Source organism: Streptomyces sp. NPDC052109 (assembly GCF_040680195.1).
Classification (GTDB): Bacteria; Actinomycetota; Actinomycetes; order Streptomycetales; family Streptomycetaceae; genus Streptomyces.
In genome coordinates this window covers 612,335-627,854 of record NZ_JBFAWF010000002.1, presented here as the reverse complement: position 1 = coordinate 627,854, position 15,520 = coordinate 612,335, and the positions used below count along the sequence as shown (strand labels likewise).

Genomic DNA, 15,520 nt, shown 5'->3' with positions numbered 1-15,520 from the left:
GGCGGGCGGACCCAGGGATCGCCAGGGGCGCGCAAAAACTTCGTATGACGGCGCCGCTATGCCCGTGAATGGGCTTTCTGTGGGCTCCCTATGAGCCGGTGGCCCGGCCGACAGGGCGTCGGCAAAGGGGGGTGTGCGGCGGGCGTAGCGTAGAAGGCATGACGAAGTACGGATCCTTCCCCGGTACGCGTCCCAGGCGGCTGCGGACCTCGCCCGTCATGCGCCGCATGGTCGCGGAGACGCGCCTGCACCCCGCCGACTTCATCCTTCCGGCGTTCGTCCGGGAGGGCGTCAGCGAGCCCGTGCCGATCACCACCATGCCAGGTGTCGTCCAGCACAGCCGCGACAGCCTGAAGAAGGCCGCGGTGGAGGCCGTGGAGGCCGGGATCTCCGGGATCATGCTGTTCGGCGTCCCGGAGGACGCGAAGAAGGACGCCCTCGGGACGGCGGGCACGGACCCGGACGGCATTCTGCAGGTGGCGCTGCGCGACGTGCGGGCCGAGGTCGGCGATGACCTGCTCGTCATGTCCGACCTGTGCCTGGACGAGTTCACCGACCACGGCCACTGCGGGGTGCTGGACGCCGAGGGCCGGGTCGACAACGACGCCACCCTGGAGCGGTACGCCGAGATGGCCCAGGTGCAGGCCGACGCCGGCGCGCACGTGGTCGGCCCGAGCGGGATGATGGACGGCCAGATCGGCGTCGTCCGGGACGCGCTCGACCAGATCGGCCGCGAGGACGTGGCGATCCTCGCCTACACCGCCAAGTACTCCTCCGCCTTCTACGGCCCCTTCCGCGAGGCCGTCGCCTCCTCACTGCAGGGCGACCGCAAGACCTACCAGCAGGACCCCGCCAACTGGCGCGAGTCCCTGCGGGAGCTGGAGCTGGACCTCGCCGAGGGCGCGGACATGGTCATGGTCAAGCCGGCCGGACCGTACCTCGACATCCTCGCCCGCGTCGCGGACGCCGTGGACGTGCCGGTCGCCGCCTACCAGATCTCCGGCGAGTACGCGATGGTCGAGGCGGCCGCCGAGAAGGGCTGGGTCGACCGCGACCGGGCCATCTTCGAAACCCTGACCGGCATCAAGCGGGCCGGCGCGCGGAACATCATCACCTACTGGGCGAGCGAGGTGGCGCAGAAGCTGCGCTGAGCCGGGGGGGCGAACACGCCACGGCCCCCGGGCCGGCTCGGAGCGGAGCCGGCCCGGGGGCCGTATGTCCTGCGGGGAGCTCCAGCGGGGGTCAGTCCCACCAGAAGGCCCAGGTGGGTGCCCCGACCAGGTCCTTCGCGTACATGCGGAGGGTGTCCCGCTCGCCCTGCAGCACGTTGTCCGGACAGAACGCGAAGTGCTCCGCCGCCACCGCCTCTGCGTCCTCCTGCGTGGCCGGCGGAGCCGCGACGGACACCACCAGGGTGTCCAGTCCCAGGGCCACGACCCGGATCCCGAAGCGGTCCTCCCAGGAGCGCAGCACGCCGCACATCCGGGCCACGTCACCCTCGTAGTTCACCGGTCCGCTCCAGCCGATCGCCGCCGGTATGTCGGCGGACCGGCGGGCCGGGACCAGGGCGAGGTGCGCCTGCTCGACCTCCGAATCCGGATCGTGGACCAGCGCGTCGGCGACCTGGGCGGCGCGGGTGTCCGGGTCGGCGGAGAGAGCGGCCGGTGCGGGCGCGAGACCGGGCCACTCGCCCCCGAACGGCTCGATCTCCTCGGCGATCTCACCGTCCTCCGTCTCCTCCTCCCAGTACTCCGCGAGGACGTCTTCGGCGTCGTGATCGCCCGGGTACGACGTCTCGCCGGGCACCAGCATCCAGTCGTCCAGGCCGGCCACCGAGCCGCCGACGTCCAGGAGCACCGGCAGCAGACCGGCCCGGGCCGCCGGTGCGCCCAGCGCCTTCCACGTGCCCGGCGCGGCCGGTTTCTCCGCGTACCAGAGCAGGGGTTCGTGCCAGGGGCCGTCGTGGGTCAGATCGACCAGCCTGCCGGGCGGCAGCTGAAGCCCGAGGGAACGGCCGCTGGGGTCGGTGGCCAGCCTGGGCAGCGGATTGGGAAGAGTCGCCATGCCTGTGACTGTAAAGGCCGCCACTGACAACGCCGTTGACCGGCCTCCCCGAGGAACCCAGGACCCCCGCAGCCTCTCTTACCGGGTGGTGTTGTGATGGATGGGGACCGGCGACGGGTGTGACGGGAAGGACGGAGGAACGTGCGGATCGGGCGTTACCCGGTGCGGTGGCACATCGTGTTGCTCACCCTGTGGACCGCCGTCTGGTTCGTGGTGGCCGAACGCCACGCGGCCGTGTCCTGGCACTATCTGCGCCAGGGCGAGCAACTGCTCTTCGGCCAGGCCTCCGGCGGTGGCCTCGCCCTCTACGCCAACCACCCCGACCTGCAGATCGGCCCCGTCAGCTTCCTGGTCGCCGGACTCTTCGCGCCGTTCCCCGCCGACGTGGGCGAGAAACTGGCCGACGCGTTCATGTCCGGCCTCGGCCTGTACATGCTCGTCCTGGTCGGCCGCGCCGCCGCCGACCACAACCGCGGCACCGGCCTCAACCACAGACGCCTCCAGCAACGCGTCCTGATCGCGGGGGCGGCCTTCATACCCATGTGGGTCGAGGTCTCGGTCCGCTTCGCCCACCTCGACGACGTCCTCGCCCTGTTCTTCACCACGCTCGCGCTGCGCGCACTGGTCCGAGGCCAAGCCACGGCGGTGGGCGTGTTCCTGGCCCTGGCGGTCGACTCCAAGCCCTGGGCGGTGGGCTTCCTGCCGTTGTTGCTGGCCCTGCCCCGTCCCACCCGCCTGCGCGCGTCGGCCTGGACGTTCGGCCTGGTGGCGGTGGCCTGGCTGCCCTTCTACCTGACCCACCTGGAAACGCTGCACGCGGCCCGCTTCACCATCCCCAACCAGCCGGCGTCCTCCCTGCGCTGGTTCGGCGTGGGCGACCCCGCGACACCCTGGTGGGACCGCCCCACCCAGATGGCCCTGGGCATCGCCCTCGGCGCGCTCGCCGTACGCCGGAACCGCTGGCCGGCGGTCGTCTTCCTGGCCGCCGACGCCCGCATCCTCCTCGACCCCAGCGTGTACACGTACTACAACGCCTCCGTTCTTCTGGGCACGTTGATATGGGACTCGATCGGCCAGCGCCGTCTCGTCCCCTGGGTCAGCTGGATCGCCCTGATCTCCCTCTACGGCAGCGCCCTGCTGGTCCCGTCGGACTCCACCCGGGGTCTCATCCGCCTGGCGTTCTGCATCGGCTCGGCGGCGTACGTCCTGTTCTGGCCGCAGCGGGCGCCTCGCGGCGGCCGGGGCCGGCGCTCCCTGCCGGCCCAGCGGTCGCTGCGGGGCAGAGGCGAGGGCAGCCCGGCCGGCGGGACGGATCCGCGGGGCGCGGTTCTGTGAGGGGGCCGGGCTCCGCGCCCCTGCGAGACCCCGTGCTGCCCCTTCTGCGGCGGACCCCGGCTCAGCGCCTCGTGCCGCAGGACGGGCAGAAGGCGGCCCCGTCCGGGAGTTCGCTGTGACAGGAGGCGCAGCTCGTGGTCTGCGCGAGCCGGTGCCCGCAGCCGTGGCAGAAGGCGCCGCCGCGGGTCTCGGTACGGCAGTCGGGGCAGACGAGCCGGCGCGGCGCGTCGACGTCGTAGCCGGCGCCCTGCTGCCGGCCGGCGTCGTAGGCGCGCTGGGCGACCCCGTCGTTCAGGCCTCGCTGCTGTGCCGCCTGCGCCTCCGCCGCGGTGTCCGGGGAGCAGGTCAGGCACAGCCCCTGCCCCGGGTTCCAGCAGCGGGCGCAGACGTAGTGGGTGCAGCGCGGGCAGCGGTTGAAGTGGCCCTGCGCGTTCTCGATGGCGCGGGAGAAGGCCGCGTCGCGCTGCGTGCCGAAACTCGCCCCGGCCAGGCCGTCCGCCGCGTTGCTCACGCCCTGCCCGGCGCCGCCGATCACCGACCAGGCGGCGCTCACACCGCGGGACAGCCAGCCGGCCATCTGCCCGGCCCGGAACGGCTCGAACGGCGAACGCCAGGTGTCCCAGCAGCGTGAGCAGGAGAACTCGAACTGGAAACCGGCTCCCGTGCCGTGCTGGACGCACAGGTCACGGTGGTTGTTGCTGAAGTAGATCTCGGCGCCCATGGCGACCGCTCCCCCCAGAGAAATTGCCCCCCGGGGAGTGTATAGCCGTGGCCGGAAACGATCGAGGTCCCTTGTGCGGGGCGCGCGGGGCAGACGGCTCAGACCAGGGTCGTGATGCAGAACGGGTGCCCCGCCGGGTCGAGCAGGACCCGCCAGCGGTCCTCGCCCGGCTGGAACTCGGGCCTGGTCGCGCCCAGGTCGAGCAGCCGCTTCTCGGCGGCGTCCAGATCGTCCACGCCCAGCTCGATGTGCGCCTGCTTCTCCTGCTGCGGGTCCGGCCAGGTGGGCGGGCGGTAGTCGGCGAGGCGGTTGAAGCCGAGGCCGGTCGATCCCTCCTTGCCGAGGAAGACGAAGTCGTCGTTGGCGAACAGGACGGACATGCCGAGCAACTCGCCGTAGAAGCGGGCCATGTCGGCGGGGTCGGCGCAGTCGAAGGTGACGGCGGCGAAACGGAACGCGGGTGCGGATGAGGTCTCCGTGGTCATGGAGAGGAGGCTAGAACGCGACCAGGACAGTTCCGGTCCTGGTCGTGTCGGTCTTCTGTGCCAGACTTCCCGCCGTGCTCAGCTCCTCCGCCCGCCTGATACGGCTGCTGTCCCTGCTGTCCGCGCGCCCGTCCTGGACCTGCGCGGAACTGGCCGAGCGCATGGAGGTCACGGACCGCACGGTTCGCCGAGACATGGCGAGGCTCAGGGACCTCGGCTACACCGTCGACTCCGAGGCCGGCCCCTGGGGCGGTTACCGTCTGCGCGCCGGCTCCCGGCTGCCGCCGCTGATCCTCGACGACGAGGAGGCGCTGGCCGTGGCCGTGGGGTTGCGGGAGGCCGCGCTGAGCGACGCGCTCGGCGGGGACCAGGCGGCGCTGTCGGCGCTGCTGAAGCTGCGGCAGGTACTGCCCCGGCACATCGCGGACCGTCTCGGCGAGCTGGACGACGCCTTCGTGCGCCTGCCGGGGACCGACGGGGCGCAGGTCCGACCGGGCCTGCTGCTGGAGCTGGCCGCCGCCTGCCGGCGTGGCGAGCGGGCCCGGCTGTCGTACACGGATGCGGAGGGGAGGAGCACGGTCCGGGACGTCGACCCGTACCGTCTCGTCCACACGGGCCGGCGCTGGTTCTTCGTCGCGCGGGACGTCACGCGGGGGCAGTGGCGCACCTTCCGTGCCGACCGGGTCGACCGCCTCCAGTCCACCGGACAGCGGGCGGACCTCACCGACCCGCCGGACCCGGCGCACCTGGTCTCCCGCAACATCGCGAACGGTCCCTATCCCCTGTCCGCGACGATCCGGCTCCCCCTGCCGATGGCGGCGGCGCTGCGAGTCGTCCCCGCGGCGATCGGCACCCACCGCCCCGACGGCCCCGACGCCACCGTCATCGACATCGGCGGCCCCGACCCGGACGGCCTCGCCCGCTACCTCCTCGGCCTGGGAACGCCGCTACGGGTCCTGGAGCCGGAGTCGGTACGCGAGGCACTGGTACGGCGCACCCGGGAACTCCTCGACGCGCAGACGGCCGACGCGGTGGGTCAGGTGTAGACGCCCGACGCCAGGGCGTCGAAGACCGTCTGCGCGAGTGGTGTCCGTCAGAGCTTCTCCGGCGTCCTGATCCCCAGCAGGGCCATCCCCTTGTGCAGGGTGCGGGCGGTCACGTCGCACAGGAAGAGGCGGTTCTCCACCTGGGCCGGCGTCTCGGCCTTCAGGACCGGGCACTTGTCGTAGAAGGACGTGTACAGGGACGCCAGCTGGTAGAGGTAGGCCGCCAGCTTGTGCGGGGCGTACTCCGCCGCCGCCTCCGCGACCGTCGCCGCGAACGCGTCCGCGTGCAGGCCCAACGCGCGCTCGACGTCGGCCAGTTCCAGCTCCGGGTGCGCGGCCGGGCGGGTGTCGCCGGCCTTGCGGAGGATGGACTGGATACGGGCGTAAGCGTACTGGAGGTAGACGGACGTGTCGCCGTTCAGGGACACCATCTGGTCCAGGTCGAACTTGTAGTCCCGGCTCGCCGACGTCGACAGGTCCGCGTACTTCACCGCGCCGATGCCCACCTGGGTGCCCCGCTCGGCGATCTCCTCCTCGGACAGGTCCTGGGCCTTCTCGCGGACGACCGCCGAGGCCCGGTCGATGGCCTCGTCCAGGAGGTCGACCAGGCGGACCGTCTCGCCCTCACGCGTCTTGAACGGCTTGCCGTCCTTGCCGAGGACCGTGCCGAAGGCCAGCTGGGTCGCCGTGACGTCCTCGTTCAGCCAGCCGGCCCGGCGGGCGGTCTCGAAGACCATCTTGAAGTGCAGGGACTGCCGGGCGTCCACCACGTACAGGAGCGTGTTCGCCTTGAGGTTGAAGACGCGGTCGCGGATCGCGGAGAGGTCGGTGGCCGCGTAGCCGTAGCCGCCGTCCGACTTCTGCACGATCAGCGGGACCGGGTTGCCGTCCGGGCCCTTGACGTCGTCGAAGAAGACGCAGAGGGCGCCCTCGCTGCGGACCGCCACGCCGGACTCCTCCAGGAGGCGGCACGTCTCGGCCAGCATGTCGTTGTAGCCGGACTCGCCGACGATGTCGGGGTCCCGGATCTCCATGTCCAGCTTCTCGAAGACGGAGAAGAAGTAGATCTTCGACTCGTCCACGAACTTCTGCCACATGGCGAGCGTGCGCGGGTCGCCGGCCTGGAGGTCCACCACCCGGCGGCGTGCACGCGTCTTGAACTCCTCGTCGGAGTCGAATTTCTTCCGCGCGGCCTTGTAGAGGCGGTCCAGGTTCGACATCGCCTCTTCACCAGTGACCTGGGATTCCTTGTGGTCGAGCTCGTGCGGGTGCTCGTCCAGGTACTGGATGAGCATGCCGAACTGCGTGCCCCAGTCGCCGATGTGGTGCCGGCGGATCACGTTCTCGCCGGTGAATTCGAGGAGGTGGACCGCCGCGTCGCCGATGACCGCCGAGCGCAGGTGGCCGACGTGCATCTCCTTGGCCACGTTCGGCTGCGCGTAGTCGATCACCGTCGTGCCCGGCTGCGCGGCGGTCGGCACGCCGAGGCGGCCCGTGTCGTCCGCGTACCGCGCGGCCAGGTTCCCGGTGATCGCCCTGTCCGCGATCGTGATGTTCAGGAAGCCGGGGCCGGAGACCTCGACGTACTTGATGAGCTCGTCGCCCGTCACCACGTGCGAGACGACCTGGGCCGCCAGCTCCCTCGGGTTCGCCTTCGCCTTCTTGGCCAGCGCCAGGATGCCGTTGGCCTGGAAGTCGGCCCGGTCGCTTCGTCGCAGCAGCGGGTCCGCGCCGGCGGCCTCCGGCAGGGTGGCCGAGAGGGCGGACGCGAGGTGCTGCTGGACGTTGTCGCTGAGGGACGTGACCGAGGCCATAGGAATGGGTGCCGTTCTCCTCGTGGGGATGGATAGTCCCAGCCAGTATCCCATGGCAGGTAAAGCCGTTTTCGCGGGCGCGAGCCGGTCTGTGAGAATGGAGTGTCACCCCGATCAGACGGAGTGCCACCCCGTTCAGAAAGAAGGACGTGCCGATCGTGGCTCAGAGCACCGAGACCACCGACTGGGTCTCCCGTTTCGCGGATGAGGTCATCGAGGAATCGGAGCGCCGGGCCCCGGGCAAACCGGTCGTCGTCGCGTCCGGGCTCTCCCCTTCCGGCCCCATTCACCTGGGCAACCTCCGCGAGGTCATGACCCCGCACCTGGTCGCCGACGAGATCCGCCGCCGCGGGTACCAGGTCCGGCACCTGATCTCGTGGGACGACTACGACCGCTACCGCAAGGTCCCGGCCGGCGTCGAGGGCATCGACGCCTCCTGGGCCGAGCACATCGGCAAGCCGCTGACCTCGGTGCCGGCGCCGCGCGGGTCGTCGCACGCGAACTGGGCCGAGCACTTCAAGGCCGCGATGATCGCCTCGCTGGCCGAGCTGGGCGTGGAGTTCGACGGGATCAGCCAGACCGCGCAGTACACCTCCGGCGTCTACCGCGAGCAGATCCTGCACGCCATGAAGCACCGCGGGGACATCGACGCGATCCTCGCCCAGTACCGCACGAAGCAGGCTCCGAAGAAGCCCCAGCAGAAGGCCGTCGACGAGGCCGAGCTGGAGGCCGAGGAGGGCTCGGGTGCGGCGAGCGAGGACGACGGCTCGTCCGGTTCCGCCGGCTACTTCCCGTACAAGCCGTACTGCGGCAACTGCGAGAAGGACCTGACGACCGTCACCTCCTACGACGACGACAGCACCGAGCTGGCGTACACCTGCAACGAGTGCGGTTTCTCCGAGACCGTCAGGCTCGGCGAGTTCAACCGCGGCAAGCTGGTCTGGAAGGTCGACTGGCCCATGCGCTGGGCCTACGAGGGTGTGATCTTCGAGCCGAGCGGTGTCGACCACTCCTCGCCGGGTTCCTCCTTCCAGGTGGGCGGACAGATCGTCGGGATCTTCGGCGGCAAGCAGCCCATCGGGCCGATGTACGCCTTCGTCGGCATCTCCGGCATGGCGAAGATGTCCTCCTCGCGCGGTGGGGTTCCGACCCCGGCCGACGCGCTGAAGATCATGGAGCCGCAGATCCTGCGCTGGCTCTACGCCCGCCGCAGGCCCAACCAGTCCTTCAAGATCGCCTTCGACCAGGAGATCCAGCGGCTCTACGACGAGTGGGACAAGCTCGCCGGAAAGGTCGCCGACGGCTCCGCGCTCCCGGCCGACGTCGCCGCCCACACGCGGGCCGTGGGCACCGCCGCCGGCGAGCTGCCGAGGACGCCGCGTCCGCTGCCCTACCGCACCCTCGCCTCCGTCGCCGACATCACCGCCGGCCACGAGGACCAGGCGCTGCGCATCCTCTCCGAGCTGGACCCGGACCAGCCGCTGGCGTCCCTGGACGAGGCACGGCCGCGCTACGACAAGGCCGAGGCGTGGATCAACACCCACGTGCCCGCCGACCAGCGCACCATCGTGCGCGACGAGCCCGACGCCGAACTGCTCAAGTCCCTCGACGAGGCCTCCCAGCAGTCGGTGCGGCTGCTGCTCGACGGCCTCGCCGAGCACTGGTCGCTCGACGGGCTGACCCACCTCGTGTACGGCGTGCCGAAGGTGCAGGCCGGCTTCCCGGCCGACGCCACGCCGAAGGAGCTGCCGGCCGAGATCAAGACGGCCCAGCGTGCCTTCTTCGCCCTGCTGTACCACCTGCTCGTCGGGCGGGACACCGGACCGCGGCTGCCCACGCTGCTCCTCGCGGTCGGGCAGGACCGGGTGCGCAAGCTGCTCGGCGAGTAAGAGCCCGTAGGAAACCGCGTAAGAAAAAGGGGCCCTCTTCGGCGGAGGGCCCCTTTTCCTGTCCTGCTTTCCCTGCCCTGCTCTTTTTGCCCCTACGCGATGTGGTCCTCTTCGAGTTCCGCCGAATGGCGCTGCTGGAAGCGGTCCACGAGGGTCTTCAGGGCGCTGGGACTCAGCGTCGTCCCGTAGGTCGCCTGGATGTTGTCGCCCAGTACTCGGGGCGTGGGATAGCTGCCGTCGATCGACTGACGGAAGACCTGGTAGTAGTCGTCCTCGGTCGGATCCGGCTGCGGGGTGCCGCCGCCCTCACCCAGCTCGCGCGTGCGGTTCGGGCCCACCGGGATGGGGAAGCTGCCGGTGTCCTCCGGAGAGGGCTGCTGGAAGTCCTGCGGCTGCTGTTCCTCGTACCAGCCCTCGTACTGCTCCTCGGGGGCGTACTGGGGTTCTTGCAGCATCGGGTCGTAGGAGGGGTCGTAGCCGCCGTGGTACTCGATCTGCTGCTGGGCCTGGAACCAGGGGCTCTGCTCGTCCACGGCAGGCTCCGCCGGGCGCTGCTCGCCGGCGGGAGCGCCCACTCGTGCCGCCCCGGCCGTAGGACCGCCCGCAACCGGGGCGTTCGCCGTGAGCTGCGGCTGCTGCGGCGCCGCAGGCAGCAGGACCTGCTCTATGCCCGCCGCCGCCAGCCCCGCCGGGGCCGTCTCGGCCAGCGGAACGCCGTACCGGGCCAGCCGCAGCGGCATCAGGGACTCCACCGGAGCCTTGCGGCGCCACGCCCGCCCGAAACGGGAACGCAGCCTCGCCTGATAGACGAGACGTTCCTGCTCCAGCTTGATGACCTGGTCGTAGGAACGCAGCTCCCACAACTTCATACGGCGCCAGAGCAGGAACGTGGGGATCGGGGAGAGGAGCCAGCGCGTCAGCCGGACCCCCTCCATGTGCTTGTCCGCCGTGATGTCGGCGATCCGGCCGATCGCGTGCCGGGCCGCCTCCACCGCGACCACGAACAGCACCGGGATCACCGCGTGCATACCGACACCCAGCGGATCCGGCCAGGCGGCCGCGCCGTTGAAGGCGATCGTCGCCGCCGTCAGCAGCCACGCCGTCTGGCGCAGCAGCGGGAAGGGGATGCGGATCCAGGTCAGGAGGAGGTCCAGAGCGAGCAGGACACAGATACCCGCGTCGATGCCCACCGGGAACACGTACGAGAAGTTCCCGAAGCCCTTCTTGATCGCCAACGCGCGGACGGCCGCGTAGGAACCGGCGAAACCGATACCGGCGATGATCAAGGCGCCGGTCACGACCACGCCGATGAGAACGCGGTGCATCCGAGTCAGCTGCAGTGGCGCGGCCACTCGTACTCCCCTCCCATTGCCTGTTGTTGCGCGCAACAGGGTGGCACACGCACACGGCGAACGTGGTACCGGTCGGGTCTTCCGACCCCTCGGTCAGCTCTTCTTCGTGGCCGACTTGGACGGAGAAGCGCTGGAAGAGGCCGACTTGGCGGGCGACTCGGACGGCGACGCCTTCGACGCCGACCGCGACGGCGACGCCGGGGCGCTCGAGGCGGAACCGGACGACGAGGAGCCGCCGTTGGCGGAGGACACCGACGCGACCGCCTCCTTGAGCGCCTGCTCCGCTGCCTTCGTCAGATCGTCGGCGTCCGGGGTCTTCTCACCCGCGAGACCGGCGCCGTTGTAGTCCAGCGTGACCACCGCGTTCTCGACCCGCGCGACCACCGTCTGCTGCTTGAACAGACCTTCCTTCTTCTTCAGGTCGTAGCGCACCGCCGTCGCCTCCGTGCCCGTGCCGGACAGCGGAGTCTCCTTGGTGTTCTGCGCGCCGGCCACCGACTCGGCGTCCTTGACCTGCTGGGCGAAGTACGTGTGGGCCTGGGTGTCACCGGAACCGCGCGCGGTGTCCGAGTCGAAACGGAGCAGGGAGACGTTCAGCCAGCGGAACTGCGACCCCTTCACGCCGTTGTTGTCCAGGCTGCTCCAGGAGCAGGAGGCCCGCGACGGGTCGTTGGAGCTGCCCTTCTTGGCGGACGACACGCCCTTCGGCACCAGATCGCCCAGGGTCTTCTTCGTCAGCGCCGCGCACGCGTCGGGAAGCTTCTTGTAAGCAGCCGCCTGCACGGTCGGGGACGCGCTCGCCGAGGGCGCGTTGCTGCTGCTCTGGGACTGCTGCGTGCCGCTGTCGGCACCCTTGCCCTTGGAGTCACCCGAGTCCGACGAACAGGCGGCGGTGATCAGCACCGCCGGAACGGCTGCCGCGCAGACAAGCACACGGCTCAGGCGCTTACCACGCGTCTGCTGCTGGGCACGGTCTTCTCGCTGGGCTGCTCGCTGCATGGTTCCTTCACTACGCTCGGTGTTCGTGCGGGTTCCTGCGGGGCCACGGTACGCGGTGAAGGAGCTGTGCGGTTTCCGTTCGCGTGCATCGCGAACGGGTGGACGACGGGCCTCGGCGGACCTCAGCCGCCGAGCTTGTCCGCCAGTTGAGAGGCCAGATTACGGGCCCTGTCCTGCATTTCCTTGCTGTCGGGGACCGTTCCGGTGGCCGTCGGCTGCTCCTCGTACTCGAGAGTGACGACCACGTTGGACGTGCGGAACACCACAGTCACCGTGCGCTGCTCGGCGGTCGAACCGGACGAGGCGAGCTGATCGTCGATATACGCCTCGTCACCGAGACCCGACAGCACCCGCGGCTGCAGATCGTCCGTGGAGGAGGCGGAGCCGGAAGGGGAGGAAGCGGAGGAAGAGGAAGCGGAGGAAGCGTCGGAGACCGGGGTGCCGCCGTTCGCGGAGGACGAGGGAGCGCCACTCGACGGGGGCGCGGCGGTCGGCGTCGGCGACCCGGACGCCGCCGAGGACCCGCTCGGCTCCGGCAGGTGCGCCGCCGACTCCTTGCCCTCGAACAGCGTCTGCGCCTGGTCGTCGTCGCTGACGGTGTTGTCGTACGACACCACGCGCTCGAAGTCGACCGAGAGACGGTCGGTGGCGTCGGCGGACTCCACCTTCCAGTGGCAGCCGACCTTGCGATCGGTGTCGTAGGTGAGTTCGGCCTCGCCCTGGTAGGCCTTGTCCCGCTGGTCCGGGTCGGTGATCTGCTTGATGCCGGGCAGCATCCCGTCCAGGGTGTCGTGGCCGACCGCGCCACAGGGTTCGGGCAGCGTACGGTACTTGCCCGGCTGGGCGGCGACCGTGGTCGTGCCGGCGTCGCCCGGATTGGCGTTGTCCGTCGGGCTGTCACCGCCCGAGCCGCTCGTGCAGCCGGCCAGCAGCGCCGCGAGGAGGGCGGCGGTGCCGGTTACGTACGCCTTCCGCTGCACGGTCGGGCTCCTTCCGGTGTGCGCTCGCTTGGTGCTCCAGTGTCCCCGCTGGTTATTCGCTTGCCGCAGCGGGGCGTCCCCTGGAGACAATGTGTATCGCACGCACTGCCGTGGCCGCCGGTCCCTTGTCCCTTTTCAATGACCCTGGCGCCGATTTTCCGCTTTGTTGCTTATAAGGCTTGCGTAAGCCTTTGTTGTCGTTTTCGGGGGAATGAGGAACGTATGTCGTACAGCGAGATGCCGGGCGCGAAGGTCCCGATCCGGATGTGGACCGACCCCGCGACGGTCGAGGACGTGGCCCTGCGTCAGCTCCAGAACGTGGCGACCCTGCCGTGGATCAAGGGCCTGGCCGTGATGCCGGACGTGCACTACGGCAAGGGCGCGACGGTCGGTTCCGTCATCGCCATGCAGGGCGCGGTGTGCCCGGCGGCGGTGGGGGTGGACATCGGGTGTGGGATGTCCGCCGTCAAGACGTCGCTGACGGCCAACGACCTGCCGGGGGACCTGTCGCGGCTGCGGTCGAAGATCGAGCAGGCGATTCCGGTGGGGCGGGGGATGCATGAGGACCCCGTGGAGCCAGGGGACTTCCACGGGCTGGCCACGGCCGGGTGGGGGGAGTTCTGGGGGAGGTTCGACGGGGTCGCGGAGGCGGTGAGGTTCCGTCAGGACCGGGCCTCGAAGCAGATGGGAACCCTCGGCAGCGGAAACCACTTTGTCGAGGTTTGTGTGGACACGTCCGATGCGGTGTGGCTCATGCTCCACTCCGGTTCCCGGAACATCGGCAAGGAACTCGCCGAGCATCACATCGGTGTGGCCCAGAAGCTCCCGCACAACCAGGGCCTGGTCGACCGTGACCTGGCGGTCTTCGTCTCCGACACCCCGCAGATGGCGGCCTACCGCAACGACCTGTTCTGGGCGCAGGAGTACGCCAGGTACAACCGCACACTGATGACGGCGCTGCTGAAGGACGTCATCCGCAAGGAGTTCAAGAAGGCCAAGCCGACCTTCGAGCCGGAGATCTCCTGCCACCACAACTACGTGGCGGAGGAGCGGTACGACGGCATGGACCTGCTCGTCACCCGCAAGGGAGCGATCCGGGCCGGCTCCGGCGACTACGGGATCATCCCCGGTTCCATGGGTACGGGGTCGTACATCGTGAAGGGTCTCGGCAACGAGAAGGCCTTCAACTCGGCCTCCCACGGCGCGGGCCGGCGGATGAGCCGTAATGCCGCCAAGAAGCGCTTCTCGACGAAGGACCTGGAGGAGCAGACCCGGGGCGTGGAGTGCCGTAAGGACTCCGGCGTCGTGGACGAGATCCCGGGCGCCTACAAGTCGATCGACCAGGTCATCGACCAGCAGCGGGACTTGGTGGAGGTCGTGGCCAAGCTGAGGCAGGTCGTGTGCGTGAAGGGCTGACCTGCCGTCAGTGGCCGTGCCGTACCGCGTAGATCATCACGAACGCCACGAGGTGGATGCCGAAGAGGAAGTAGCCCAGGAAGTACCAGACCCTGCGTTCGTCCCTGGTCTCCTGGGCCAGTCGGCGTTTCTCGAGGGATTCGAGGGGACTGTCCTCCCGCATCAACGCTCCCGGTGGACCTTGGTGTTGGAGGCCTGGGCGCGGGGGCGGAGGATCAGGAGGTCGACGTTGACGTGGCTGGGGCGGGTGACCGCCCAGGTGATCGTCTCGGCGACGTCCTCCGCCGTGAGGGGCTCGGCCACGCCCTCGTAGACCTTGGCCGCCTTCGTCTCGTCGCCGCCGAAGCGGGTCAGGGCGAACTCGTCGGTCTTGACCATGCCGGGCGCGATCTCGATGACGCGGACCGGCTGGCCGACGATCTCCAGGCGGAGGGTCTCGGCGAGGACGTGCGCGCCGTGCTTGGCGGCCACATAGCCCCCGCCGCCCTCGTAGGTGCCGTGACCGGCCGTGGAGGAGACCACGACGACCACGCCGTCGCCGCCGGCCACCAGTTTCGGCAGCAGGGCCTGGGTGAGGTTCAGGGTGCCGATGACGTTCGTCTCGTACATCGTGCGCCAGTCCGCCGGGTCGCCGGTCGCCACCGGGTCCGCGCCGAGGGCGCCGCCCGCGTTGTTGACCAGGACGCCGATCGTCTGGAAGGCCGTCGCGAACTCGTCGACCGCGGCGCGGTCGGTGACGTCCAGCTGGTAGGCCATCGCCGAGTGGCCCGCCCTGGTCAGCTCGTCCGCGAGGGCCTCGATACGGTCCTTGCGGCGGGCGGTGAGGACGACGCGGTAGCCGGCCTCCGCGAGCTGCCGGGCCGTGGCGGCGCCGATGCCGCTGCTCGCACCCGTGACGACGGCGATGCGGGAGGCGGGGGCCATGGATAGCTCCTCTGGGCCGGTGGCGATGGTCTTCGTCCAGCCTAAGTGAGGCTCAGCCGCCGTTCCTCGGCGCCCACATGATCACGGCCATCCCGGCGAGGCAGATCAGCGCGCCCGTGATGTCGTAGCGGTCGGGGCGGTAGCCGTCGGCGACCGCGCCCCACAGCAGTGAGCCCGCCACGAAGATCCCGCCGTACGCGGCCAGGATGCGGCCGAAGTGGGCGTCCGGCTGGAAGGTGGCGACGAAGCCGTAGGCGCCGAGGGCCAGGACTCCACCGGTCATCCACAACCAGCCCCGGTGTTCGCGCACGCCCTGCCAGATCAGCCAGGCGCCGCCGATCTCGAAGACGGCGGCGACCACGAACAGGGCGGCGGAGCGGAGGATCGACATGGGCAGAAGCCTGTCACCTGTTGGAGGGCGCCTTTCCTCGTGGTCTGCGTGGCATACATCGGTGTGCCAGTCGGATCGCGAGCGTGGAGTCAGGTGAGCGGCGT

Annotated in this window: 15 protein-coding genes; 5 read left to right on the top strand and 10 right to left on the bottom strand. The window is 70.2% G+C overall.

Translation table 11 applies throughout. From position 1 onward, the window contains the following. The first annotated feature begins 158 nt into the window (after positions 1–158). Positions 159–1,151 (top strand): porphobilinogen synthase, encoded by a 993-nt coding sequence (gene hemB / locus AB0L59_RS08560; protein ID WP_365580877.1) that lies wholly within the window; start codon positions 159–161, stop codon positions 1,149–1,151. Between the two features lie 91 nt (positions 1,152–1,242). Here the strand turns inward: hemB and AB0L59_RS08555 are convergent, their stop codons facing one another. Next, positions 1,243–2,064 carry a DUF4253 domain-containing protein gene (locus tag AB0L59_RS08555; protein WP_365580874.1) on the bottom strand — a complete coding sequence of 274 codons (822 nt, stop codon included), beginning with the start codon at positions 2,062–2,064 and terminating at the stop codon, positions 1,243–1,245. A 141-nt stretch (positions 2,065–2,205) separates the two neighbouring features. Here AB0L59_RS08555 and AB0L59_RS08550 point away from each other — a divergent pair, with 141 nt between their 5' ends. Continuing rightward, positions 2,206–3,399 carry a hypothetical protein gene (locus AB0L59_RS08550; RefSeq protein WP_365580872.1) on the top strand — a complete coding sequence of 398 codons (1,194 nt, stop codon included), beginning with the start codon at positions 2,206–2,208 and terminating at the stop codon, positions 3,397–3,399. Between the two features lie 61 nt (positions 3,400–3,460). Here AB0L59_RS08550 and AB0L59_RS08545 read toward each other — a convergent pair whose 3' ends face one another. Both AB0L59_RS08545 and AB0L59_RS08540 read right to left on the bottom strand, forming a co-directional pair. Then, entirely contained in the window at positions 3,461–4,120 is a 660-nt protein-coding gene (locus AB0L59_RS08545) for a zinc ribbon domain-containing protein (protein WP_365580869.1), read from the bottom strand. Between the two features lie 98 nt (positions 4,121–4,218). Beyond that, positions 4,219–4,605, bottom strand: coding sequence for a VOC family protein (locus tag AB0L59_RS08540; RefSeq protein ID WP_365580867.1), 387 nt, complete (start codon positions 4,603–4,605; stop codon positions 4,219–4,221). Between the two features lie 74 nt (positions 4,606–4,679). On the opposite strand from AB0L59_RS08540, the gene AB0L59_RS08535 reads away from it, so the two are divergent. Further along, a complete protein-coding gene (locus AB0L59_RS08535; protein WP_365580864.1) occupies positions 4,680–5,651 on the top strand; it encodes a YafY family protein in 972 nt (323 codons plus the stop codon). A gap of 47 nt (positions 5,652–5,698) precedes the next feature. Here the strand turns inward: AB0L59_RS08535 and argS are convergent, their stop codons facing one another. After that, positions 5,699–7,465, bottom strand: coding sequence for an arginine--tRNA ligase (argS, locus tag AB0L59_RS08530; protein WP_365580862.1), 1,767 nt, complete (start codon positions 7,463–7,465; stop codon positions 5,699–5,701). A gap of 149 nt (positions 7,466–7,614) precedes the next feature. On the opposite strand from argS, the gene lysS reads away from it, so the two are divergent. Then, positions 7,615–9,354, top strand: a complete 1,740-nt coding sequence (gene lysS, locus AB0L59_RS08525; RefSeq protein WP_365580859.1) for a lysine--tRNA ligase — start codon at positions 7,615–7,617, stop codon at positions 9,352–9,354. Between the two features lie 92 nt (positions 9,355–9,446). Here lysS and AB0L59_RS08520 read toward each other — a convergent pair whose 3' ends face one another. The 3 genes from AB0L59_RS08520 to AB0L59_RS08510 form a co-directional block, all read right to left on the bottom strand. Continuing rightward, on the bottom strand, positions 9,447–10,679 hold the full coding sequence (locus AB0L59_RS08520) for a DUF2637 domain-containing protein (protein ID WP_365580857.1): 1,233 nt from the start codon (positions 10,677–10,679) through the stop codon (positions 9,447–9,449). 120 nt (positions 10,680–10,799) lie between these two features. After that, positions 10,800–11,705, bottom strand: coding sequence for a DUF3558 family protein (locus AB0L59_RS08515; RefSeq protein ID WP_365580854.1), 906 nt, complete (start codon positions 11,703–11,705; stop codon positions 10,800–10,802). Between the two features lie 122 nt (positions 11,706–11,827). Then, a complete protein-coding gene (locus tag AB0L59_RS08510) occupies positions 11,828–12,685 on the bottom strand; it encodes a DUF3558 domain-containing protein (RefSeq protein WP_365580851.1) in 858 nt (285 codons plus the stop codon). Between the two features lie 222 nt (positions 12,686–12,907). Here AB0L59_RS08510 and AB0L59_RS08505 point away from each other — a divergent pair, with 222 nt between their 5' ends. Beyond that, the gene (locus tag AB0L59_RS08505; RefSeq protein ID WP_365580849.1) at positions 12,908–14,101 is read left to right on the top strand and encodes an RtcB family protein; all 1,194 of its coding nucleotides are present in this window, start codon (positions 12,908–12,910) and stop codon (positions 14,099–14,101) included. 7 nt (positions 14,102–14,108) lie between these two features. Here AB0L59_RS08505 and AB0L59_RS08500 read toward each other — a convergent pair whose 3' ends face one another. Genes AB0L59_RS08500 through AB0L59_RS08490 form a run of 3 tightly spaced genes read right to left on the bottom strand, consistent with a single transcriptional unit; the run spans position 14,109 to position 15,416 of the window. Beyond that, positions 14,109–14,264, bottom strand: a complete 156-nt coding sequence (locus AB0L59_RS08500) for a hypothetical protein (protein ID WP_365580846.1) — start codon at positions 14,262–14,264, stop codon at positions 14,109–14,111. Beyond that, positions 14,264–15,025 carry an SDR family NAD(P)-dependent oxidoreductase gene (locus AB0L59_RS08495; protein ID WP_365580844.1) on the bottom strand — a complete coding sequence of 254 codons (762 nt, stop codon included), beginning with the start codon at positions 15,023–15,025 and terminating at the stop codon, positions 14,264–14,266. The genes AB0L59_RS08500 and AB0L59_RS08495 overlap by 1 nt, the downstream gene beginning before the upstream one ends. Positions 15,026–15,077: 52 nt before the next feature. Beyond that, the gene (locus AB0L59_RS08490) at positions 15,078–15,416 is read right to left on the bottom strand and encodes a YnfA family protein (protein WP_365580841.1); all 339 of its coding nucleotides are present in this window, start codon (positions 15,414–15,416) and stop codon (positions 15,078–15,080) included. Positions 15,417–15,520: the final 104 nt, after the last annotated feature.